Source organism: Falsibacillus pallidus, from assembly GCF_050990905.1.
In the GTDB taxonomy this organism is placed as follows: Bacteria; Bacillota; Bacilli; order Bacillales; family DSM-25281; genus Falsibacillus; species Falsibacillus pallidus_A.
Genome location: NZ_CP158866.1, coordinates 3,883,756 through 3,905,932 on the forward strand (window position 1 = coordinate 3,883,756; position 22,177 = coordinate 3,905,932).

General features: G+C 40.6%; 23 protein-coding genes and 1 pseudogene. 9 read left to right on the forward strand and 15 right to left on the reverse strand.

The window, feature by feature from the left end:
- Nucleotides 1-206: 206 nt before the first annotated feature.
- From ABTV07_RS19960 to ABTV07_RS19975, 4 genes are all read left to right on the forward strand, one after another.
- Complete coding sequence (locus ABTV07_RS19960; RefSeq protein WP_433745843.1) at nt 207-719, forward strand: PadR family transcriptional regulator; 513 nt, start codon at nt 207-209, stop codon at nt 717-719.
- Nucleotides 720-895: 176 nt separating this feature from the next.
- Nucleotides 896-2,017 (forward strand): ABC transporter permease, encoded by a 1,122-nt coding sequence (locus ABTV07_RS19965; RefSeq protein ID WP_433745845.1) that lies wholly within the window; start codon nt 896-898, stop codon nt 2,015-2,017.
- Nucleotides 2,017-2,718, forward strand: coding sequence for an ABC transporter ATP-binding protein (locus ABTV07_RS19970; RefSeq protein ID WP_433745848.1), 702 nt, complete (start codon nt 2,017-2,019; stop codon nt 2,716-2,718). Before ABTV07_RS19965 ends, ABTV07_RS19970 begins: the two co-directional genes overlap by 1 nt.
- Nucleotides 2,719-2,767: 49 nt before the next feature.
- Nucleotides 2,768-3,088: a heme oxygenase gene (locus ABTV07_RS19975; protein ID WP_433745851.1), complete on the forward strand. Its 321-nt coding sequence runs from the start codon at nt 2,768-2,770 to the stop codon at nt 3,086-3,088.
- 78 nt (nt 3,089-3,166) lie between these two features.
- On the opposite strand, the gene yiaA is transcribed toward ABTV07_RS19975, so the two are convergent.
- On the reverse strand, nt 3,167-3,637 hold the full coding sequence (gene yiaA / locus ABTV07_RS19980; protein ID WP_433745853.1) for an inner membrane protein YiaA: 471 nt from the start codon (nt 3,635-3,637) through the stop codon (nt 3,167-3,169).
- Between the two features lie 187 nt (nt 3,638-3,824).
- On the opposite strand from yiaA, the gene ABTV07_RS19985 reads away from it, so the two are divergent.
- A complete protein-coding gene (locus ABTV07_RS19985; RefSeq protein ID WP_433745856.1) occupies nt 3,825-4,733 on the forward strand; it encodes a ferritin family protein in 909 nt (302 codons plus the stop codon).
- Nucleotides 4,734-4,810: 77 nt separating this feature from the next.
- Here the strand turns inward: ABTV07_RS19985 and ABTV07_RS19990 are convergent, their stop codons facing one another.
- The 3 genes from ABTV07_RS19990 to ABTV07_RS20000 form a co-directional block, all read right to left on the reverse strand.
- Complete coding sequence (locus ABTV07_RS19990; protein WP_433745859.1) at nt 4,811-5,350, reverse strand: DUF2812 domain-containing protein; 540 nt, start codon at nt 5,348-5,350, stop codon at nt 4,811-4,813.
- Nucleotides 5,350-5,664, reverse strand: coding sequence for a PadR family transcriptional regulator (locus ABTV07_RS19995; protein WP_433745862.1), 315 nt, complete (start codon nt 5,662-5,664; stop codon nt 5,350-5,352). The genes ABTV07_RS19990 and ABTV07_RS19995 overlap by 1 nt, the downstream gene beginning before the upstream one ends.
- Nucleotides 5,665-5,890: 226 nt before the next feature.
- The gene (locus ABTV07_RS20000) at nt 5,891-6,748 is read right to left on the reverse strand and encodes an MBL fold metallo-hydrolase (protein WP_433745865.1); all 858 of its coding nucleotides are present in this window, start codon (nt 6,746-6,748) and stop codon (nt 5,891-5,893) included.
- Between the two features lie 276 nt (nt 6,749-7,024).
- Between ABTV07_RS20000 and rluF the strand changes: the two genes are divergently transcribed.
- The gene (gene rluF / locus ABTV07_RS20005) at nt 7,025-7,732 is read left to right on the forward strand and encodes a 23S rRNA pseudouridine(2604) synthase RluF (protein WP_433745868.1); all 708 of its coding nucleotides are present in this window, start codon (nt 7,025-7,027) and stop codon (nt 7,730-7,732) included.
- A gap of 541 nt (nt 7,733-8,273) precedes the next feature.
- On the opposite strand, the pseudogene ABTV07_RS20010 reads toward rluF, so the two are convergent.
- From ABTV07_RS20010 to ABTV07_RS20035, 6 genes and pseudogenes are all read right to left on the reverse strand, one after another.
- Nucleotides 8,274-9,056 (reverse strand): annotated as a pseudogene (locus ABTV07_RS20010) (hypothetical protein); the annotation flags it as partial.
- 296 nt (nt 9,057-9,352) lie between these two features.
- A complete protein-coding gene (locus ABTV07_RS20015) occupies nt 9,353-10,132 on the reverse strand; it encodes a nitroreductase family protein (protein WP_433745871.1) in 780 nt (259 codons plus the stop codon).
- 168 nt (nt 10,133-10,300) lie between these two features.
- Complete coding sequence (locus tag ABTV07_RS20020) at nt 10,301-11,251, reverse strand: DUF4097 domain-containing protein (protein ID WP_433745874.1); 951 nt, start codon at nt 11,249-11,251, stop codon at nt 10,301-10,303.
- Entirely contained in the window at nt 11,248-11,811 is a 564-nt protein-coding gene (locus ABTV07_RS20025) for a DUF1700 domain-containing protein (protein ID WP_433745877.1), read from the reverse strand. The genes ABTV07_RS20020 and ABTV07_RS20025 overlap by 4 nt, the downstream gene beginning before the upstream one ends.
- Nucleotides 11,812-12,126, reverse strand: coding sequence for a PadR family transcriptional regulator (locus ABTV07_RS20030; RefSeq protein ID WP_433745879.1), 315 nt, complete (start codon nt 12,124-12,126; stop codon nt 11,812-11,814).
- A 188-nt stretch (nt 12,127-12,314) separates the two neighbouring features.
- Nucleotides 12,315-13,436, reverse strand: a complete 1,122-nt coding sequence (locus ABTV07_RS20035; RefSeq protein ID WP_433745881.1) for a DUF2515 family protein — start codon at nt 13,434-13,436, stop codon at nt 12,315-12,317.
- 231 nt (nt 13,437-13,667) lie between these two features.
- Here ABTV07_RS20035 and ABTV07_RS20040 point away from each other — a divergent pair, with 231 nt between their 5' ends.
- Entirely contained in the window at nt 13,668-14,198 is a 531-nt protein-coding gene (locus ABTV07_RS20040; RefSeq protein WP_433745883.1) for an HXXEE domain-containing protein, read from the forward strand.
- A 126-nt stretch (nt 14,199-14,324) separates the two neighbouring features.
- Here ABTV07_RS20040 and ABTV07_RS20045 read toward each other — a convergent pair whose 3' ends face one another.
- The 3 genes from ABTV07_RS20045 to ABTV07_RS20055 form a co-directional block, all read right to left on the reverse strand.
- On the reverse strand, nt 14,325-15,272 hold the full coding sequence (locus ABTV07_RS20045; RefSeq protein ID WP_433751375.1) for an L-lactate dehydrogenase: 948 nt from the start codon (nt 15,270-15,272) through the stop codon (nt 14,325-14,327).
- A gap of 347 nt (nt 15,273-15,619) precedes the next feature.
- Nucleotides 15,620-16,027: an ion channel gene (locus tag ABTV07_RS20050; RefSeq protein ID WP_433745886.1), complete on the reverse strand. Its 408-nt coding sequence runs from the start codon at nt 16,025-16,027 to the stop codon at nt 15,620-15,622.
- Between the two features lie 312 nt (nt 16,028-16,339).
- Complete coding sequence (locus tag ABTV07_RS20055) at nt 16,340-17,527, reverse strand: serine hydrolase domain-containing protein (protein ID WP_433745889.1); 1,188 nt, start codon at nt 17,525-17,527, stop codon at nt 16,340-16,342.
- 101 nt (nt 17,528-17,628) lie between these two features.
- Here ABTV07_RS20055 and ABTV07_RS20060 point away from each other — a divergent pair, with 101 nt between their 5' ends.
- Nucleotides 17,629-18,525, forward strand: a complete 897-nt coding sequence (locus ABTV07_RS20060; RefSeq protein ID WP_433745891.1) for a LysR family transcriptional regulator — start codon at nt 17,629-17,631, stop codon at nt 18,523-18,525.
- 115 nt (nt 18,526-18,640) lie between these two features.
- On the opposite strand, the gene ABTV07_RS20065 is transcribed toward ABTV07_RS20060, so the two are convergent.
- Nucleotides 18,641-19,507, reverse strand: a complete 867-nt coding sequence (locus ABTV07_RS20065; protein ID WP_433745894.1) for a LysR family transcriptional regulator — start codon at nt 19,505-19,507, stop codon at nt 18,641-18,643.
- Nucleotides 19,508-19,629: 122 nt separating this feature from the next.
- Between ABTV07_RS20065 and ABTV07_RS20070 the strand changes: the two genes are divergently transcribed.
- Nucleotides 19,630-21,084, forward strand: a complete 1,455-nt coding sequence (locus ABTV07_RS20070; protein WP_433745896.1) for an MFS transporter — start codon at nt 19,630-19,632, stop codon at nt 21,082-21,084.
- A gap of 175 nt (nt 21,085-21,259) precedes the next feature.
- Here the strand turns inward: ABTV07_RS20070 and ABTV07_RS20075 are convergent, their stop codons facing one another.
- Complete coding sequence (locus ABTV07_RS20075) at nt 21,260-22,144, reverse strand: AraC family transcriptional regulator N-terminal domain-containing protein (RefSeq protein WP_433745899.1); 885 nt, start codon at nt 22,142-22,144, stop codon at nt 21,260-21,262.
- Nucleotides 22,145-22,177 lie beyond the last annotated feature (33 nt).

The window sequence follows — 22,177 nt, forward strand, 5'->3', positions numbered from 1 at the left end:
ATAATCCATATATTACCATAAATCGCTGTTTATTCATATTTATTAAGGAGCATTCCACAATTAAATGCCGCAATGTTAGAAACTACTCCCTACTTCTCCTTACAACAGGAATGGGACAAGGAACCTGTCCCCACGTCCCACGATTGACTACAAATGAGGTTTACGAGAAAATAGATAGGTATTGTAGGATGGGAAGGAGGATTTCAGTGGAACATCGATCACTGATTCTGCTTGGGCTTTTAATGGGACAAAGCCAGCACGGCTATCAGATTAATGAATTTATTGAAAGAAATTTAAGCACGGTTACCGATATGAAGAAACCCACTGCTTATGCCACTTTGGATAAGCTGAATAATAAGGGTTATATAGATATTCAGTTAGAGCAAGAAGGGAATAGACCCACTCGAAAGGTCTACTCTATTAACGAAAACGGACGAAAGTACTTTTATGAATTGCTTTTGCAAAATCTTTCTTCTGCAGAAAGTGTGAATTACCAAGGAGATATCGGGTTAATGTTTATTGATTTTCTTCCGATGGATCAAGCCATACCTGCATTGCAGGAAAGATTGAAGAAAAACAAAAAATTGATAGACAGGTTTAGCCAAACCCCTTCACACGGGATACGCACAGGTGTCAATCTTGCCGTTGAACATAAAATTACCATGTTAGAAGCTGAAGTGGCCTTTCTTGAAAAAACCATAAAACTTCTACAGTCCTAATAAATTTTTTTGCCATAAACATCAATGGAACCTAATGCGGTTCCTTTTTTATTTGCTTCTCAAATTATAAAATTTACATTTAACCAAATAGTCACGATTGACTAATCAATAAAAAACCAATAGACTGTTTATAGTCAAACATGACTAATCAAATGCATACTAAGGAGTGAAAAAAATTGTTTCTTGCTATAAGGGAATTAAAGCATGGCAAACTGCGCTTTCTGATGATCGGTGTTATCACGGTGCTAATTGCTTGGCTAGTATTTATTCTTTCTGGTTTAGGCAATGGCCTTTCCACTTTAAGTGCGGCTACATTTAAAAATATGGATGCCAGCTACGTAACATTTGAAGAGGGATCAAGGTCCTCTATGAGCCGCTCATTATTAAGTGAAACTTTGGCCGATCAACTAGAAAAAGAAGCTAATGTTTCTGCTGCATCAGCCATGGGTGCAACCATGGGGACTGTCCGCAGCAATTCGAATTCGAACGATAATGAAAAGATCGATGTTGCCATACTTGGAGTAGAACCAGGCAGTTTTCTGGAACCGAAAGTGATTGAAGGAAATCCTCTCCAGGCAAAAGAATTGGTAGACGTTATCGCAAACGATACGTTAAAGAAAAAAGGCCTTAAAATTGGGGATACGCTAAAGATTGAGGGATCTTTGGAAAAGCTGAGAATTGCCGGGTTCGTTAAGAATGAAACCTATAATCATTTACCCGCAATCTTCACTTCTTTGGATAAATGGCGCGCCATACAATTTGCAGCTCCTGGTTCAGATAAAGGAATTAAAAAACCCGTCAATGCCATTATGTTGCAAGGGGATAATATCGACGCAAAAAAAATGAATCAGCATTTCAACAATACTGAAACCGTAACGAAAGCTGAAGCTATAAAAGGAATGCCGGGCTATAAAGAAGAAAACGGGACAATCACGATGATGCTTGCATTCCTCTTGGCTATTTCAGCATTTGTCCTGGGGGTATTCTTTTACGTCCTAACCTTGCAAAAATCCAATCAATTTGGCATCTTGAAAGCCATTGGCGCAAGCAACCGCTTCCTCGGCAGAGCGATTGTATCCCAGGTATTTCTTCTATCCTTCACCAGTATTGCTGCAGGGATTTTATTAACCTACGGAACGGCGCTTATTCTGCCGGATGAGATGCCATTCTCACTTGACCCGAAACTTGTCATCCTTTATGCCCTTTTATTACTGGTCATATCGATTTTAAGTTCATTGGTCTCAGTCCGAAAAATAACAAAAGTAGACCCGCTTCAAGCGATCGGGAGGGTAGAATAATGGCTGGAATTCATTTTAAGAACGTATCTAAAATATATCAGCAAGGTGAGAATCAAGTCCTGGCCCTAAACGATATTTCCCTGACTGTTGAACAAGGGGAATTCGTGGCTGTCATTGGTCCATCTGGATCTGGGAAAAGTACATTTCTGGCTATCGCAGGTGCCTTGCTCCAAGCATCTGAAGGTGAGGTCATTCTGAAAGGTAAGAACCTTAATGATTTAAACCCTAAGGATTTAGCGCGATTTCGCCTGGAGGAAATAGGGTTCATCTTACAAACAAGCAACCTGATCCCCTATTTAAATGTACTGGAGCAACTGCTTGTCGTTAAAAGAATGGCAGGAAAACTTTTAAAAGCGGATAAGGAATATGCTAAAGAACTGCTGCAAAGCCTGGGATTGGGGGCAAAACTGGAGAAGCTGCCCGAACAGTTATCCGGGGGCGAACGCCAACGGACCGCCATTGCCCGTGCATTTATTAACGATCCTTCTATTATTCTCGCAGATGAACCGACAGCAAGTCTGGATTCAAAAAAAGCCCATGAAGTGGTTCAACTCATCGCCAAAGAGGCCAAAATGAGAAACAAAGCAGCCATTATGGTTACACATGACGAACGAATGCTGGAATACTGCGATAAAGTCTATCGCATGGAAGACGGCAGACTGACACATGATGCTGCTATTTTGAGAGAAAAAATGCAGTAAGCCAAACCCAGCGGATAATATTTATTTAAAAATAAAAGGAGGAATTCCCATGATTATTGTAACGAATAAAATTAAAATGAAATTAGGCTTTGCAGAAAAAATGGCATCTAGCTTTACAAGACCAGGTACGCTGCAAAAGATGAACGGCTTTGTAAAAGTGGAAGTCTTGATTACTCAAAATCTATCAGAATATGACGAGCTGAATGTAAATATGTATTGGATGACTATGGAAGACTTTATTCAATGGAAAAATAGTGATGCATTCAAAGAAGCCCATGCAAAACCAGCTAATTCCGGACAGGAGTCCCCTATCCTTGAAAGTGAAATCATCATTTCTGAAGTTGCCTCGACACTTGAATCAAATTCATGACCGGTTGCTCTAAAAAAGACAGGCTAAACAAGATGTTCTCTTGTTTAGCCTGCCTTTGAAAATAAAGCTATGTTTTATTTAATCTCTTTCCCGAGCCATCTGCGAATCCCGGATATTCTTTTGAATGGTAATCGCGGAGAATAAACTCAGCACAAATGCCATCGCATAAAATCCTTTTTCACTTAAGATGATGCTGCCGGCATTATAAAGTCCGATTGCCATTAAAGAAATGGCTACAATCAGCGCAAACCAGCTTAGACCGTAATAGATGCCCGACACAGGAATATCCTCTTCCCTGTCTCTCACCGCTTTTTGCAGTGATACTGCTGCATACAGTCCGAATACCAATACAGCAAAGTAATACCCCTTCTCATTCAATTGCATTCCCGCATTGAATAGTCCGATCAGGTAGGCGGATACACCCAAAACCAGAGCAGCCCAGCTCGCCCCTTTAAAAGCAGTAGTCGGCTCCCCTTGTTTTCTTTCCACCTTGATCTTTGGCTTCTTATCCTCGCTCTTCACCAACGGATTTTCATTCATCCCAGACATCAACTAATCCCCTTTGCATTCTAACTTCTGTTATAAGAAACATTATAACGATTTCGCCCAGGAATTGTTTACATTAATTTGATTATTTTTTATTTTTTACCAAAAATGATGGCGATTCTAACTTCACACCCCGCCCATACCCTTTGCATAAAATAATGGGAATGAGCAGAAACGGAGGAGGAACCCCATGTATTTCCCTTTTTATGTGCCAAACTATGAAAATTATTATCGTGTACCCTTAGATACCCAGCTTTTAAATGATATCCAAAAGGCAATTAACGCTGAATACAGCGCGATCGCCTGCTATGCGAAAATAGCCGGTATGGCCCCAACACAACAGGAAAAAAATAAGATTCTTGAGATTCAAAAGGATGAAAAGCGACACCTTGAAGAATTTACTCAAATTTTCATCAAGTTAACGGGTAAAAAGCCTTCCTATCAAATTATTGAAGAGTGCCCTTCCACTTACAAAGCAGGCATTGAATTCGCCTTTAAGGATGAACAGGAGGCAGTGGATTCTTATTTGGATATTGCCGATAAAGTGCAGGATCCAGCCATCAAGGACCGATTCCGCCGTGCTGCATCTGACGAACAGAACCATGCAGTATGGTTTTTATATTTCCTTCAAAAAAACCCAAGGTCCACTCACATCCATAGGCAAATGGGTGACTACGGTGCAAAGGGAGCGTTAAACGCTGCAGCTGCGTCACTAACCCTGCCCCAGATGCTGACGTATGCCATGCAGGACGAATACCTCGCCCAAGCAAGATACAATAATATACTCGGAACATTTGGCAGCATAAGAACTTTTGTTCAGATCAAAGAAGCAGAATTGAGGCATATCAGTGCTTTAATGCCGCTTTTCGAACGCTATCAGGTGCCAATTCCGACGGACATATCCCAATCGTTTGTTTCCACCCCTGAAAGTGTAAAAGCTGCCTATGCTGCTGGTGTTCAGGGAGAAATAGATAATATAGCTATGTACAATAAATTCTTATCCTTTAACCTCCCGAGTGATGTGCAAATGGTCTTCTCTCAGCTGCGAAATGCCTCACAAAACCACTTAGCAGCTTTTGAAAGAGGGCTTGCGCGGTAGGGAAGCGCAGGGACGGTTCTTTTGCTTCCTATCTTATGAAAAAGAAGCATGAGAACCGTCCTCATGCTTTTTCAGCGTCATTCAAAAAACTCTCGACTTTTGTTTAATTCCCTTTTACGCTGAATCACCTTTATTGTTGGAACGGCAATCAGCAATGCAGCGGCTATGTTCATAATCCCAACAGATGAGTTGATATATTGGGTCATTGATCCATCCCCTAAAAAGCTAATGTTAATAGCACCCATCAATGCATTAATAAAGAAGAGTATAAGAAAATTATTCAACTTCCGCTTATAATAGCCAATCTTAGATGATGTATCTGTATATAGTTCAAACGGTCCTTCAGCCCCTGGTTTTTTCATATACACCCAGCCGCCAAATTCATGAACAATGGCAATCCCGCTGTCTTTAAGAAATTCAAAGTAATCCTTCTTCTCCATGGAGGACTTTCCGGCAACAAACTCATTTCGATACACAAATGCACCCGGCTCACCCTTTGTAAACGTGAATCTGCCCAAAGAAAATTTCTTTAAATGCCAACCTTGCGCAGCCATCTCGTTGATCCACTTCTCTTCTTTTTCATCATCCAGATAAAAGCGATAAGCTACCTTCTCCATTACTGTTTCTCCCCCTTTGTTATCAGCAAACCGTTATGATGCAGCTCATAAAGCCTTTCCATTTCAGCTTCAACCATCAACTTCCCAGCATCCGTAATCACATATTCCTTTTTTCGCCCATCCTCATCTAGAGGAACAATCCACTTTCGCTTAACCAACGTTTTAATCGCTCCATAAATAGTCCCTGGCCCAAGCTCTACACGGTTATTGCTAAGCTCAGAAACAAACTGCATTATCCCATATCCATGTCTTGGCTCATACAAAGATAAAAGGATGTAATAAACACCTTCTGTTAAAGGAGTTTTCTCTTCCATCACTACACCACCTATCGTTGAACGTTATATCGTCTGTTGATATATAAAATATATCAGGCGCCGATATAAATGTAAATAATAAACAAAATTTCTTTTTATTGTTACTTGTTGCGGGTGTCAGGAAGCGCAAGGACGGTTCTACTGCTTCCTGCACATGAAAAAGAAGCATGAGAGGATCACCCCCCATGCTTCCACATGCTTCCAAAACGGGACAGTGAACCTGTCCCTATGTCCCACTATATCCGTTTACAAAGTCTGTGATGGTTAGTCTTTCGTCTTCTGTCAGTTCCCTTTTTACATGATACGCGTATTGTTCTATTATTTTTTGCTCATCCCCACCGCATATTTCCGTATAGTGCGCAATTGTTCTGAGCATGGCCGCTTCCTGTTTGAATTCCTCTTTTGAAATTGCCTTTTGATGCGAAAGGATATATGTATCAGCATCGAATTTTTCTAATTCATCAAATAGGCGAAGGGTCTGCTTGATGGTATAGTTCTCTTTTTCGGAAAAAATATCAGGATAAATGCAGTCACCGAGAAAAAGAATCTTTTCTTCTTTGATATATACGACGACTGAATCTGCAGCGTGGTCGCCTCCAACGTGCTGGACGATACAAGTTACACCGCCAAGGTCGATTTCGACTCTTTTTTCGAAAGTTAAATCAGGCAAGACAATCTTGATATTCCGGTGGTCCGTGAATTCCTTCTTAATGGCTTTCGCACAAAATTCGATTTCCGTTCCTTCTTTCACCCGTGCATCTATTGCCTCATCTGACCATGAAAGCGGGATAAGCTTCTCCATTTCTTTTTTGGTGCCTTTGAAAGCAACTGAAACGGTATTACTGAGCGCTGAAAGACCAAATATATGATCCCAATGCCAATGAGTAAGGACCACCATATCAGGATTAGGGACTTCCCTTTGGAAAAGTTCATTCACGAAGTAGCGGGCATGATCCTCCGAGTTGCCGGCATCGATCATCAATGTCTTGTTATCCCCCACCACCATACCTAGAATGGGACGGTCCGTCTCCGATATTGGAGTGATATACCAAAACCTCTTACCTATCTTGTTAATTGAGTGCATAAATTACTCCCTCCCTTCTTATAAAATAGTTTAAGCTAACTAGCAGTTATTTTCCTACTAGATTGATGCCTGACCTTACTGTATTAATGGACCGAATTATTTACCATATCCCCTGGGTATAATGGTGATAGAATTGCTGCCTTTGAATCGGGGCTATACTATGGGACAAGGAACCTGTCCCTATGTCCCAAATTACCGTTTATCTAATGTTGATTTTGTGATTTACTTAAATACATAGTGTTTAATAAAAGTATCGTCTATTAAGGATGTGTTAACGTGCGTATTAATAAATTTATCAGTGAAGCCGGTAAAGCTTCCAGACGCGGTGCCGATAAATTGGTTGCCGAGGGTAGGGTTACGATCAACGGGAAACGTGCCACGATAGGAAGCCAGGTTGAACCTGGGGATGATGTTAAAGTAGATGGAAATCCAATCCGGGTAGCCAGGAACAACGTCTATCTTGCCTTAAATAAACCTGTAGGCATCACCAGCACGACAGAAAAAGGCGTCAAAGGAAATATTGTGGACTTGGTAAACCACCCCTTAAGAGTCTTTAATATCGGACGTCTGGATAAAGAGTCAGAGGGCCTGATCCTACTTACGAACGACGGTGACATTGTCAACGAAATCCTGCGAGCTGAAAATAATCATGAAAAGGAATATATCGTTTCGGTAGACAAGCCAATTACTCCTGAATTTTTGAAGAAGATGTCAGAGGGCGTCAAAATATTGGGGACAAAAACACTTCCTTGTAAAGTGGAACAACTATCAAAATTCGATTTCCAAATCATTTTGACCCAGGGGCTCAACCGCCAAATTCGCCGTATGTGCGCCGAACTAGGATACGAAGTTTACCGATTACAAAGAACGCGAATCATGAATATCCATTTAGGAAACCTTCCCCCTGGGCAATGGAGAGATCTATCCAAGAAAGAGAAAACGCAGCTATTTAGAGAATTAAACTACGAGCCGAAAGAATGGTAAAAACGTGGGACGAAGGGGTCCCACGTTTTTTTATGCAAGTTTGCCTGGTTTTCCTTTTATTCTTACCCGTGATTCACGTTAATTTTGCCACTCCAAGGGCATAGTGACCGAATAAAATATTCTCAACAATCTCTCCTTGATCCTCATCGCAGTCGACAATTAAAACTAATTCGGAATGGAATCCTTTTAGCAGCCTTCGCTTCTTTTTGAGGACTTTTTCTGTATAAAGACGGATCGCTAACCCAATCACAAATCCAACAAATGCACCGATCAGCCCCCAATAGATGGGCCCTAATGACAGCTTAAATCCGATGCTGGCTCCGATAACAGCGAATGCAGTTGCTAGCGCCGATCCAATATCAATAAGAGAAACGCCATCTGAACGATGAATATTATCAAATAATTTCCGATCTTCTTTCCGATTATCGAGAGGAGCCACAAATATATTTTCCTTTTTAATCCCCTTTTTTTCTAAAGTATCAACAGCCATTTCTATATTAACGGTATGTTCAAATGTGGAGATTAATTGCATGGTTGAGTCCACCTTCTCCCTATTAAATAACTGAAATGATTCAGACTGATAATGATCTTTAAAATATTTACGCTGCTCTTTATCATATAATTTATTGTTTTCAACTGTATTCATATAGGAGTCAAAAACAGCAAATCCATAAAGAGAGGGGAAAAATAAGAGCCATTCCGGATTCACTACCGATGTAGCCTTTTCGATTTCACCTAGAAATAAAAGCGAGACAGCTTCAAGCGCATGAGAATAATAAAAAAATGCTACATACCAAATGATCACGAAAAATGCGGTTACAATTCTATGAATATAAAGCTGACCCAATCCCGGTATAAATAATGACCATATAAAGGACATATATGGCCTTCTCTTATCCAAATAATTAATTTCCAGAGCCCCGATGCTGAAAGAATTAAAACGATGTTCCTCGCGTTCTGCAAGGACAAAAACTTTATTCAAATCTACCGTTGTACGATAACTATCCCAAATACCGAAAATATAGACAGGAATGTATGCTAGCAGCCAACGTGTATCTAAAATGGCTTTCGCCTGATCAATCTCCCATTGAAAAGAATAAATCATTGCTAAATTAACATGAGCCTGTATATTAACGATGACTTCCCAAATAAATAAAACAAAACCCCTTAGATACTTTGATAGCAGAAGATGTCCAAAGCCAGGAAAAGCAGCGCTCCACCAGGCTACGATATATGGATTTCGAAGATGGATTTGGGTTGTTCCTAAAAGGCTTACATGTGCCCTATATCTTCTTGCTGTGTTGTCGTTGCTATAATTTTTCATTATTTGCACCCTATAAAAGTATTTTTCTCATTTATTTCCGTTAAAGCCGTTCCATATACCGCTTGTACCCTTCAGCTGCCATATCGCATTCGCTGTTTTAAGATTCTTAGAAAGTTTGATATTGAATGAAATAGTGAATTAATAAAACAGTTCAAATGTAGAACTGTTTTTTTCTGTAGAAACGCCGGGCCAGTTCTTTTGCTTTCTTTGAATGACAAAAAGCATGAGGACCGTCCTCATGCTTTTTCCTGCTTCTGAGAATGGGACAAAGAACCTGTCCCTATGTCCCGCGTTGCCTACTCGTTTCTCATAAAGTTCTGGCTTTCTAAGTAGTTCAGCACGGTCTGTGAATACTCGTGGTGGGATTCTTCGGTATACTTGGCTATGGTGTAGATTTCGGCCAGGTTTTTTAAGCCCAGCCGCTCTGTCATTTCCTTTAGCCTTGGGTTATCCATATACCGTTTCCAGCCTTTTTCGTTTCTCTCTTCATAGATGGATTGAATTTCTTCATCCGTATAATCCTGATATGTATCGTAGTGAACGAGCCCATGCTTTGGAAGTCTATCTCTAGGCGCAGGATTTTCTGCTGGATAGCCTAAAGAATACCCGACAACAGGCACCACATTCGGCGGTAAATTTAATAGTTTACCAATTTGATCGCAGTTTGCAAGAGTAGAGCCCATATAGCAAATTCCCAGGCCGGCATCCTCCGCTGCAAGCGCACAGTTCTGTGAAACGAGTGTGGCATCAATGGCGCCAATCATAAAACTCATAAAATTATCGAAATGAACGGGAGCTCCATTCAATTTCAGCCATTTTCTCATACGATTAAAATCCGCACAGAATGTTAAGAGTACGGGAGCATCAACAACCATCGACTGATCCATATGCGCCGAATACAGCTTCTTTTTCAGCTCAGGATCTCTTGTAGCAATGATTGAATAAGACTGCATATTTCCACTGGAAGAAGCGCGAATCCCCGCGTCTAAAATCTGGTCCAGCAATTCTTGACTGACTTCCCGATCCTCATATTCCCGAATAGACCGGTGCCCATGGATGACATTGTTTAGTTTCAATATGTTCACTCCTCAAATGATGACTTCATTACTTTTAAACAATTATGAATATTTTATATTTTAGTTTAGAAATGAGTCAACTAATTGTCCATATAAGAGGGAAGGTTCTTGCGCTTCAGACACTAAAAAAAGAAGCACGAGAACCGTCCCCATGCTTCCTTTACTTCCCTATTTTAAAACAAAATCCCCAGATGCTGCATGAACTTTCACCAGATGCTTTCCTGAGCCGATTTTGCCAAGGATTCTATCTTCTTCTTTTTCTTCAAAAAGGAACCCATCCAGCTGGACTTTTCCATCTCCAGAATTCGCTTTAAAATCCACTGCGAGGTCGGTTGGCTTCTCCTTGAAGGTAATTGTGACATCTCCGCTTGCCATGTCAGCAGTAATGTCTCCCGTATCTTTAGCATTGCGGATTGTGAGGTCTCCCGACGCAAGATTTGCCAAGATATTTCCGGACAGGTTGCTAATATCCATATCCCCGGATGATGTAGACAAATCAGAGGTTTTGGCTGAAACTCCATCAATCACCAGATCACCGCTGTTTGCTTTAAACTTCAAATTTTCAACATGAGAGTCCTTGATTTCTACGTCTCCACTCGATGCCTGGATATCCAATTGGCTGGCGTTCTCCAAGTTTTTCAGGATCAAATCGCCGCTTGCAGTCTCCAGATTCGCTTCCTTACTTTTAAGGCCATCCACATCAATATCGCCGGACTTCACTTGTACCGCAAGCCTATCATAAATTTTTTCCGGCACAGTGATTTCAATTTTGACATTGCGTACATTAAACCCAACATGAAACATATTTCTCACATCGAGCCCTACTATCAATGTTCCCTTATCGCTGCTGACATTCAGTTTGTAGTCATCCTTCAACTTCTTACTGACGTTTCCAGTCATTTTCACTTTTATGTCATTCTGGTCTTGAGCTTCCCTGATGCTGACATCAGTCGAGCTGCAATCGACTGCAATCGATTGAACACTGTCCCCGTCGACCGTTTTGCTTTGGAGGATATCCACCGTATTAAAATTCAGCCCGCCCGAAGCGTAGATGGTCATAACCGAACCGCCGACACCGATGAAAAATAAAATCAATAATACTGCCACCCATTTCTTCATGCCGCTTTCTCTCCCTTCCCTTTAACTAGCCTGACATTGAATTTGATGTAGGTAAGAATCACCCTGTAGAAAAATTTTCCGACGTAAATCATCCCAATGCAGAGAAGAAGTCCAAGGCTGAAAAGAGCGAGCGAAGCAAATAGGTTCAGGACGATATTTTCAAAGCCATTAAAAAGTGATGAGCCGAGCAAAGCGAATGGGGATATTGTCAATACAAGCGCGACAGCACATAAGGCTGCATAAACTCCCGCAAGACCGATCAGCGGTCCGAGGATAAAAACCAAGTTGAAGAAACTAAGGCTCACTGCTGCTGTGGCCGCCTGAAAAATATTCGTGACAGACCGTGTCTCCTCTGCTTTAAAGATCCGGTAATCCGCAAGCAGATCGCGCGCAATCACATGAGGGTCGCCTAGTTCCTCCATAATCTCTTTTTCTGTCCTGCCGTTTGAGAGCCCAATCTCAAAATGCTCCTCATAATCGTAAAGCATTTCCCGCCGTTCTGACTCTGGCAGCTTTCCGAGCAGATTTTCAAGCTTTGCTAAAAATTCATTCCCTGCCACTTACATTCCCTCCTCTACAAATTGATTTACCGCCAGTGAAAACTGCTTCCATTCCTCAACCAGCATTTGCATGTAATCCATGCCTTTTTCGGTCAAGGAGTAGTATTTTCTGGGTGGTCCTTCAGTTGATTCCGCTAAGTATGTTGTTAAATATTCTTCTTTCGTAAGCCTTCTGAGCAGCGGATACAGCGTTCCTTCTGCCACCTCGATTTTATCTGAGATATTCTGTGCCAGCTCATAGCCATACTGATCTTTTTTCGATATTAAAAGCAGCACACAAAGCTCAAGGACTCCCTTTTTGAATTGAACATTCAAACCATGCACCTCCACCAGTAGTGAACATTATTCAGTAGTTGAAAATAGGAACTTTCTGGTTATCTCTAGATCATCATATATCACACTAGTGAACATTGCAAGGTACTGATCAAAATAAAGTTCAGGAAGCACGAAAACCGTCCCCATGCTTCCCTGCTTTCCCCCTCGCTGGGACAAGAAACCTGTCCCTATGTCCCACGCAGCTGAAGGGCTTCCTTCGCCATGACGGCCAGTTCAATGGTTTCGAAGGTTTTGCAATAGCTGGTTAGTATTTCTCCATCAAAATTGACTTCTTCCTTAAGGTATTCCAGGACACTCCAATCCTCAAACCAGTCCTCTTTGCTCCTGTCATCATGGACGGCAGCGGGCCAGGCGTATTTTAACGGTGGACTGTACAGCCTCTTAGCCCCTTTTCTCAACAAGCAATTCTTGACCCTTCTCTTATAGATAGCACGAGGAAATGATTCATTTACATCATTAAACAGATCCGGCCAGTAATCTTTTCTTGAGCCGGTATGGGGGGATGCACGTACCCATTGCAAGACCCCTTCCAGGATCTCTTCTCGTTGAAAAAGAAGTGAATACAAGTTCTTCCCGAATAAAATCCTTTTGTCGAGGGAAGTGAATTGTTTGGAAGTCGCTCCGACAAGGGATGCTTTCTGCACTTTTCCCCCAGGGTAGTAGGGAAATAGAATGTTATTCAGCCGCAGAAATTCATACATTTTGAAACCCATCGTACCGGTTACGTTCTTTTGGAAATGATCATTTTGAATCAACCTTTTTTCCAAGTAGCTCTGTTCATTTATCACCATCGCAATGGCTAGCGTATAGCTGTCCCCACTGCGCCAAAAATACCGCCAAATCGTCTCCATGAACGTCGATGTATGAAAGAACGGAAAAAGGTGGAACATTTCTTTGCCCCGCTTCACACTCAGGTCATAAATCAAGAATTGAGGATATACATCCTGGAAAATCAACCAGCTGCCGCGCTCCAAAAAAGTAAAAAAGGTTAGCTGTTCCTTTTCAGATAAAATTTTCGACAGCAATTCCCCTTTTAAATCTGTCATGTTCCAGCCAACATTCCGTGAGATCATATGGCCGAGCAGCGCCCAATGTATTTTAGGATACTGAAGATAGAATCTAAAATAAGCCTGCGTCCTCGTGACATTGTCTTGATTCAGCAGCCTTGTCTTTTCTCTTATCATTTCAATACATTTTTGATCTTTTTCTGATATCGACGGAAGGCAGACTGATTTTTTCTTCATCTTTTTTTTCAACTCTTTTTTGACATCTGTTAAAGAGTCGAGCAAAACGGCATCACCCTTTTTACAGTAGTTCTTATGGCTAATCAATCCGCTCCATCAAAGGAACATATTCAACTCGCTCAAGGAATATGAATTTTAAAGATGAATTTTTGGTGAGAGGGTCGGTCAAATGAGGGATCAGGTAAAGATGAAAATGAACAGAATTGCTAATCCATTCGTTCAAGGCGGTCCAGGAGAAAACGAAATCTTACCACAGGCAAGGGGGCAGATGAAAAAATGCTAGAAACTCTCCACCCATTTCTTGATATTAAAACAGTCATTTGGATGCTACCCATCATTTTTATTTTCCATGACCTAGAAGAAATCATCACCATTGAATCATCCATGGCTGCAAGCAACCATCCGAAAACCAAGTTCGTCCAACAAGCATTAGATGCAAGAAAGAAACTAGGTTCAACGGCTGCCCAGCTCGCTGTTTCAGCAGCATGGATACTGCTATTCGTGTCCTTTATTGCATGGACGACTGCCCACGGAGGCACCTTTCTTTTATTTACAGCCATTCTAAATCTATTTGTCTTTCAAGCATTCATGCACGTTGTTCAAACTATTATGTTCAAGGGCTACACGCCTGGCATCCTAACCTCACTGGTCCTCCTGATCCCTTACTGCTTCTTGGCCTATTATTATTTAATAGAAAATGGATTGATAACCTGGCCGTTGATGTTCGCAAGTCTCCCGGTAAGTCTAATCTTTATCCTGGTATTTCTCGTTGGCAATCTATTAGGGCGGTATTTTTTTATTCGATAAAAGGAAGCACAGGGACGGTTCTTTTGCTTCCTTTGGATGAAAAAAAAAGCATGAGGACTGTCCCCATGCTTTCCTTCTGCTTCTCCAAAAGGGACAAGGAACCTGTCCCCGATGTCCCACTACTTCTTAAATTACCAGCTGCATTGTGCCTTTGAGGACTTCGACTGAATGATTGAATTGTTCTTTTTCTTTTTCATTGAGCTCAACCTCGACGATTTCTTGAATGCCGGAGCGATTTATTTTTACGGGAACTCCAATGTAAACATCATTATGTCCGTATTCTCCGTTTAGATAAGCAGATACGGTCAGGATGCTATTTTCATTGTTTAGGATTGCTTTTGTAATCCTAACAAGAGACATTCCGATTCCGTAATACGTTGCCCCTTTTCGCTCAATAATCTGATAAGCAGCATCCCGGACGTTAACGAAGATGTCATGTAGACATTCCTTCTCTAAATCGCCCTTCCGCTTCAACACTGTATCGATATGCTCAATTCCAATCATCGCGTGACTCCAGACAGGAAGTTCTGTATCTCCATGTTCTCCAATAATCGCTGCATGCACATTTCTTGGATCGACATTGAAGTATTTCCCTAAAGCAAACCTTAGCCGCGCTGAGTCTAATACTGTCCCTGAACCGATGACACGTTCTTTCGGGAGTCCTGATTCTTTCCACGTTACATACGTCATGATATCTACAGGATTAGTGGCAACTAAGAATATTCCATTGAAGCCACTTTCCATAATATTTTTTACGATTTGCTTAAAGATTATCGTATTCTTTTCAACCAATTCTAAACGAGTTTCACCTGGCTTTTGTGCCAATCCAGCGGCAATTACCACTATATCCGCATTGCTGCAATCTTGATAATTACCGCTCCAAACCTTCATTGGTGAAGGAGCGAATGGCATACCATGATTAAGATCCATTGCCTCGCCTTCAGCTCTAGCTTCATTTACATCAATTAAGACTAATTCCTCAGCAACACCCTGGTTGATCAAAGAGTAGGCATAACTGCAGCCTACAGCACCTGTTCCTACTAATACAACGCGATTTACTTTTTCTGTTTTCATCATTCATTATCTCCTCTCGAAGGAACGAAATTAAAATTGGAACCAGCTAATTAATCCGTTAACGAAGTAATGCACAATGGATTATATACATGCTCACCTGGATTCATGATGATCAACTCCATGTAAAGTTGGTTTGGTTATATAGTTAGTATATCATTTTATTGTGAAGTTTTTCACAAACTTTTTGAATAAAATACGAACATTTATGGGACATAGGGACACACAGAAGAAGCACAGGGACGGTTCTATTGCTTCCTTGGAATGAAAAAAAAGCATGAGGATTTGCCCCCATGCTTTTTTCCTGCTCCCACAATGGGACAAGGAACCTGTCCCCTATGTCCCACTGGTTAATTTTGATTGGAGTTATTTGATAAATCGAGTGCTTTCATGAAGTACGCTGTCGGCAAGAGCACCCCAATCATGGATTCAATTACAGCAAACAATCGGGTTACCCCTACAGGAAGCATGTCTCCATATCCTACTGAGATCAGGGTCTCTCCGCTAAAGTACAATACATTTATAATGGTTGGTTCAATTGGTTTTCGGGAAGAAAGGGACTGCACTAAGATGACCCCCTCCAAAGACAGAAGAAAGTATATTGCTGCAAAACCAACTAATACCATACTCAACACGAAGAATAACTTAAGAAAAAGCGGCGTACTAAAGTAGCTTTTTCGATACGTCTTATTGGTAAAAAAATAAACAAGATTGACTGCGATAAATAGTATCGTCACCACTATTAAAAAATTTACCATTATATTCACCTCTACCCTTTTAATATCTTTTTTTCGCTTCTTTAAACTTCATTTCCTTAGAATTTTGAAAGAGGTTACCTGATAACCTATGCTGAAGAGTGAATATGGTGGAGATAGTTGCAGAGCAATGAGGGACCTTTAAAACAAAAAGAGAGCCAGTTCCAATTTAGAACTGACTCTTTTTCTGTTATTTTTCGTACTTATTTATGATACTTTGCTTTGAAATCTTGTATCCATGCTATTTTGAAGTCGAAACATGCCTTACCTAAATCTACTTTATTGCATAAGCAACAACGTGTGTGAAAAAGCGCCTTATTTTTTGATCGCTGGGATAATATATTTTTCCAAAAGCGGATCTACATCCATTCCACTCGAAGTTTGAACGACGACCAGATTTAGTTTTGGAATAACAACCATGTATTGGCCATATAAGCCCATTCCCCTAAAAGTTTCAAATCCATTGATTGGTTTTAACCAGAAGAAATAACCGTATTTATCTCCATCGAAATTATGATTGGTATCTGCATACGGCTGCGTGCTTTCTTGAACCCAGCCTTTTGGGAGGATTTGCTGCTCTCCCCATTTTCCATTGTTCAAATATAAGTACCCGATTTTAGCTATATCCCGAGGCTTCATCTTGACTCCAGTTCCCCCAAAGGATGTGCCGGATCGATCAGACGGCCATTCCACATCTGAAATGCCTAATGGCTCAAATAGATTTTGCTTGGCAAAGTCAGAAAGCTTAACTCCTGTTGCTTTTTGTACCACTTTCGAAACAACTCTAGCATCACCTGTACTATAATTCCACGCATCCGGATGATCGCTTACAGGACGGTTAAATATATAATAGGCTGGGTCTTCACCCTCCATAAACGCCTTCCATGTATCTGAATTATAAAATCCTTTCTGTGTTTGTTCAGGAAAATCTATTCCAGATTGCATCGTTAGGAAGTTTTTAATAGAAAGGTCTTTTTTCCAGTCATCTAAGTTAATCAATTTGTCTTCATCTAAATAGTTGATTACTTTATCATTAACGCTTGAAATAGCACCTTGTTTTATTGCTGCTCCAACTAATCCAGAGGTTAAACTCTTCGTAATAGAATAGATTGGATGTACCATGTCTTTGTCAAATTCGCTGCCATATTTTTCTGCCACAATATATCCATCTTTTATGACAATGAATCCGTCCATTGGAATATGATCTTTTTCTATTTGTTTAAACATATCCGCTAATAAAGCACTGTCCATCCCTACACTCTCGGGTGTTGTCTCCTGCCAGCCTGCTGTTGGCCAGTATGTCTTAATATCGGCTGCCGTTCTTGGTATTCCCGCTAATTCTTCCTGATTAGTCTCTCCTTTTTTATCCACGACGTTCGTATCACTATCCCCTTGTTCTTTTATCCTATTTCCACTATTTTTTGCTCCACCATTGCTGCATGCAGTAATAATAGAAAAAATGATAATAACTAGCATGATGAAATAAATTTTTCTCATTTTCATTCATTCTGCCTCCTTATACACTACCTAAATTGTAATAGTTGCCTGCATATATGTTAAATACATATAATTAATAAAACATATACTTTATCTATATAAGGAGGATGCCTGCCATTTTTGATTTATTAGAAACGTTTATTGCTGTAGTAGAACAGGGGTCATTATCTGAAGCCGCAAAACAATTACATGCTAACCAACCAAATCTATCGGTGAAAATTCAAAAATTAGAACAGGATTTAGGTGTAAAACTCTTTGATCGTGAAGGAAAAAAATTAATATTAAATCCTATCGGCCAAAGGATGTATGAACAAACCAAGTCCCTTTTAAATATGTACTATGACATTCGAGGGGAAATTCAATTATTTACACAGCCTAACTTTGGGCACATCAGAATTGGCGGTGGGTTTCAGATTTTATTAACGATACTGCCGCAGTTTCTATTAAAATTCAGGGAATCCCATCCTAATGTAACCTACACAATTAATGAAATTGGCCCTTCCAATGAAATTTTCCAGCTAGTAGATCAATATGAAATTGATTTAGGATTGGTCGATACGAAGCATGCTTTTGAAAACATAGAAGTTACCCCATTAAAGATTGATACAAAAATCAGTCTAATTGTCCCTAAGAATTCTCCTCTTTCGGAGCGTAAAAATATTGAAATAGAGGATTTAAATAAGCTAAATTTTATTACATTCAAAAAAGGGACCAAAATTATGAACTATATTGAGAATAAGTTAAAAGAAAATGGAATTTCACTAACTGTTTCAATGGAAATTGACCATATAGAGTTAATTATCAAGCTGGTAGAAATGGGGATGGGAGCTGCTTTTCTCCCAATTTCTACTGGGTCCCGTATTTTTGCAGATAAAAATATTTCCATCTTAAACGTCAATGGGCTTGAGTTTCCTTCAAGACCTATATACCTTATCTACCGGAAAAATCGTTTCTATCCCCCGGCGTTATTAGAGTTTATGGAGGAAATGAATTCTTTTTTTTAAGTCTAGAAGCGTGGGGACGGTTCTTTTGCTTCCTTTGTATGAAAAAAGCATGAGGACTGTCCTCATGCTTTTTTCCTGTTTCGATTTGGGACAAGGAACCTGTCCCTACTGTCCCTTATCCTAAAGGGTGAAGCGACTTTTTTAGCAGGTCAATAAATGTTGAAAGTGTGCTGGTCATTACGCTGTCTTTATGACGAATAAAGAACTTTTTGGCGGAACTATATTCATCTGGTATGTTAAAAGAGCGCAGCTTTCCTTCTTTCTCCAGTCCTTGAATTGAGGACTTTACTACGAATGACGCACCCAGGCCGGAAATGACCCCTTGAATGATGGCGTCTGGATTATTAAATTCTAAATATCTTATTTTATTTATTCCGTTATTCCTCATCCATTCTTCCAATCGTTCTCGATGTGGACACCCCTTTGTATTCATAAGAAAGGGTTTATGATAGACTTCCTCAACATTTTTTACATCTGCGGAAGCGATTAGCACGAGCTGCTCCTCCATCACAAGTTCCTGTACAAATTGATCATCCAAATTTTCTGTTTTAACGAATGCACCGTGAAGCTCAAAGCGTCGGACTTTCTCTACCAGTACATCTGAATAATCAGTCGTAAGCGCTAATTCTACTTTAGGATATAGCTTCGAATACTCCGCCAATATAGCAGGAAGATAGTGAGCAGATGAAGTATGAGTAGCCCCAAGCAGCAGCGGTCCAGCCGGTTCCCCTGAATCATTCATAACCATGTGTGCTTCATCTAACAAATGGGTGATCTTCTCAGCATAGCGCAATAATTTCTCACCCTCAGGCGTTAAAACCATCCCCCGTTGACGATAAAAAAGCTGTCTATTTAATTCCGATTCCAATTGTTGAATTCTTGCCGTAACGTTTGACTGCACATAACCAAGTACTTGAGCTGCTTTTGTAATACTTCCTTCTTTTGCAACGGCCTGAAAAATTCGAAGTTCCTGACTTTCCATCTTAATGCTCCTCTCTTATATCACTAAAAACGAATCAAAACATCATTTATATTCATTTTACTTGATTCTTTAATTCCTGTACATTGATGTCAGCAAGATTTTAATAATAGGAGGAGTTAGAGATGAAAGGAGTTTATTTTAATAAATGGGCCGTTCTCGCCGTTGTGACACTTGTATCGTTTGTGACCAATGTCGATGCAACGATTGTTGTGATTGGGCTGCCTTCGCTGATAAACGATTTGCATATTGAGCTTGTAACAGGGATGTGGGTCATTACCTCCTACTTGATTACAAGCACCATTTTCTTGCTTCCTGCAGGCAGATGGGCAGATATTAAAGGGACAAAACGCATTTTTCTATGGGGGTTTTTCATTTTCACAATCGCTACTGTCTTGTGCGGGGCATCTACTTCAGGAGAAATGCTGATTACCTTCCGGCTTATACAAGGGATTGGGGCTGCGTTTGCGTTGGCATCAGCCACTCCTATCCTGATGAGAACTTTCCCAAAAGAACAATTAGGGCTTGCTATTGGCATTAACTCAACATCTTGGGTAATCGGCTCCATTATTGGGCCAGTCGCCGGTGGAGCATTAATAAACTCCTTTGGATGGCGCTCCATGTTTTTTGTTTCTGCTCCATTTGGACTTCTCGCTCTAATCGGGGGATGGGTGGTTTTAAAAGAATGGAAAGCTCAACAGTCCGGAAAGACAGATTGGATAGGAGTCTTTACTTTTGGACTTACACTCACCGCTCTTCTACTTACATTATCCCAAGGTCAATCATGGGGATGGAGCTCACTGCGTATAATCGGTCTTTTCTTAACGGCCATTGTATTGGGATGTGTATTTATTTCGGCAGAGCTAAAGGTCCAGGATCCACTTTTTAACCTGTCTTTATTTACTCATAGACTGTATTCAACGGGATTAGGTATTACGATGAGCTATTGTATTGGATATTTCTCGATTACCCTTCTCCTTGCTTTATATCTTCAAGGGGCACAGGGTTTATCTCCTTTAGAGACAGGATTATTACTTGTTCCACTATCGCTTCCTCAACTTATCATGGGTCCCCTTGGAGGCAAGCTTGCAGACAGCTTTGGAGCAATCCGAGTGCTCATGATTGGGATGATCCTAATCGCTTTTTCTCTATTATTACTAGGAAATCTCGGAACCCATTTATCTGTGTTAAAAGTAATCATTCCCTTATTGATTATTTCTATAGCGAATGGATTCGCCTGGCCGTCATTAGCCAAAACGGTTTTATCCTCCGCTCCATCCAAGCACGCTGGAGCAGCATCAGGAATGTTCTATACCATCTACAATATTGGCCGAGTAGGCAGCCAAACCGTAACCCTTCTTTTGCTGCAGTTATACGTTTCACCCGCTGTGGCGTCCCAAGCATTTTTAGGGACTCGCATTAATGGGGATACAATCAAAGATTCGCTAGTCCATGTAACAGACATCGGATTTCGGGTCTATACCCTATTCTTTATCGCAGCGCTGTTGCTTACTATAGGGATGCTGAAGAATCAAAAACAAAAATTATTTTACAAACAAGTTGATGAACATACTTCATGATGGAAACTAATCAAGGGAAGCTTATTTCACAATATGGTTGCTAAGGAACGAGGAGAATTTTGTAACAAAAAGAGAGCCAGTTCAAATTTAGAACTGACTCTTTTTCTGTAACTTTTGTTTTAAAAAGTGAAAAGTTGGAATAAAAAAATCCATCCACTACCCAAGCAGATATCGTTTACAAGGAAGAATTACGCAAATCATGGATATCTCTTATCGGAGGACGTCCAAATAAGCGAGCATACTCTCGATTAAATTGGGAAGGACTTTCATACCCGACTCGAAATCCTGCGTTAGCCGCATCCAGATTTTCCGTAAGGAGCAGCCGTCGTGCAGTTTGCAGGCGAATCACCTTTTGATATTGCAAAGGGCTCATCGCCGTTACTTTTTTGAAATGTTTGTGCAAGGTCCGCGGACTCATCTTGACCGTTTTAGCCAACTCCGCAACGGCTAAAGGTTCTGAATAATTTTGGTTGATCCATTCTATCGCTTCAGAAATACAATGGGCATAGCTTCCAATCATAGCATATTGCTTCAGCAGCTCTCCCTTCTCACTTTGAAGGACCCGGTAAAATATCTCCTTAATTATTAGAGGAGCTAGCACTTCAATATCTGATGGTGTTTCCAGAAGTTTCACAAGGCGTAAAACTGCATTGAGCAAGTCAGATGTAGATAGATTTGTAAGAATTCCTCGGTCAGTTTTATTCATTTTCGAAGGACTGGATGTCTTCATAATATCGAGAAGAATATCCGGATGAAAAGTCAATTGTAAGCTTAGGTAGGGGTGGTTTGTTGATGCTTGAATGATTTGCCCGATTACTGGCAGGTGAACGGAAGAGACCAAATAACACCCTAGATCAACATGATATCTTTCGTTGGCCAATTCAACCGTTTTCGAACCTTGGACCACGAAGTAAAGGGAAGGGAGGCTGTTGCTGTAAACTGGCTCAGACGGCTGTGATTTACGTCTGAAATATAGCTCTGGAATTGCCGTCTTGTGTACGCCATCCTTATGTGTATGACAGTCAATATACCAGGCTAGTTCAGAAATGAGCGATTTCAAGTTTATGCACCTACCTCTTTTATCCAAATCAAA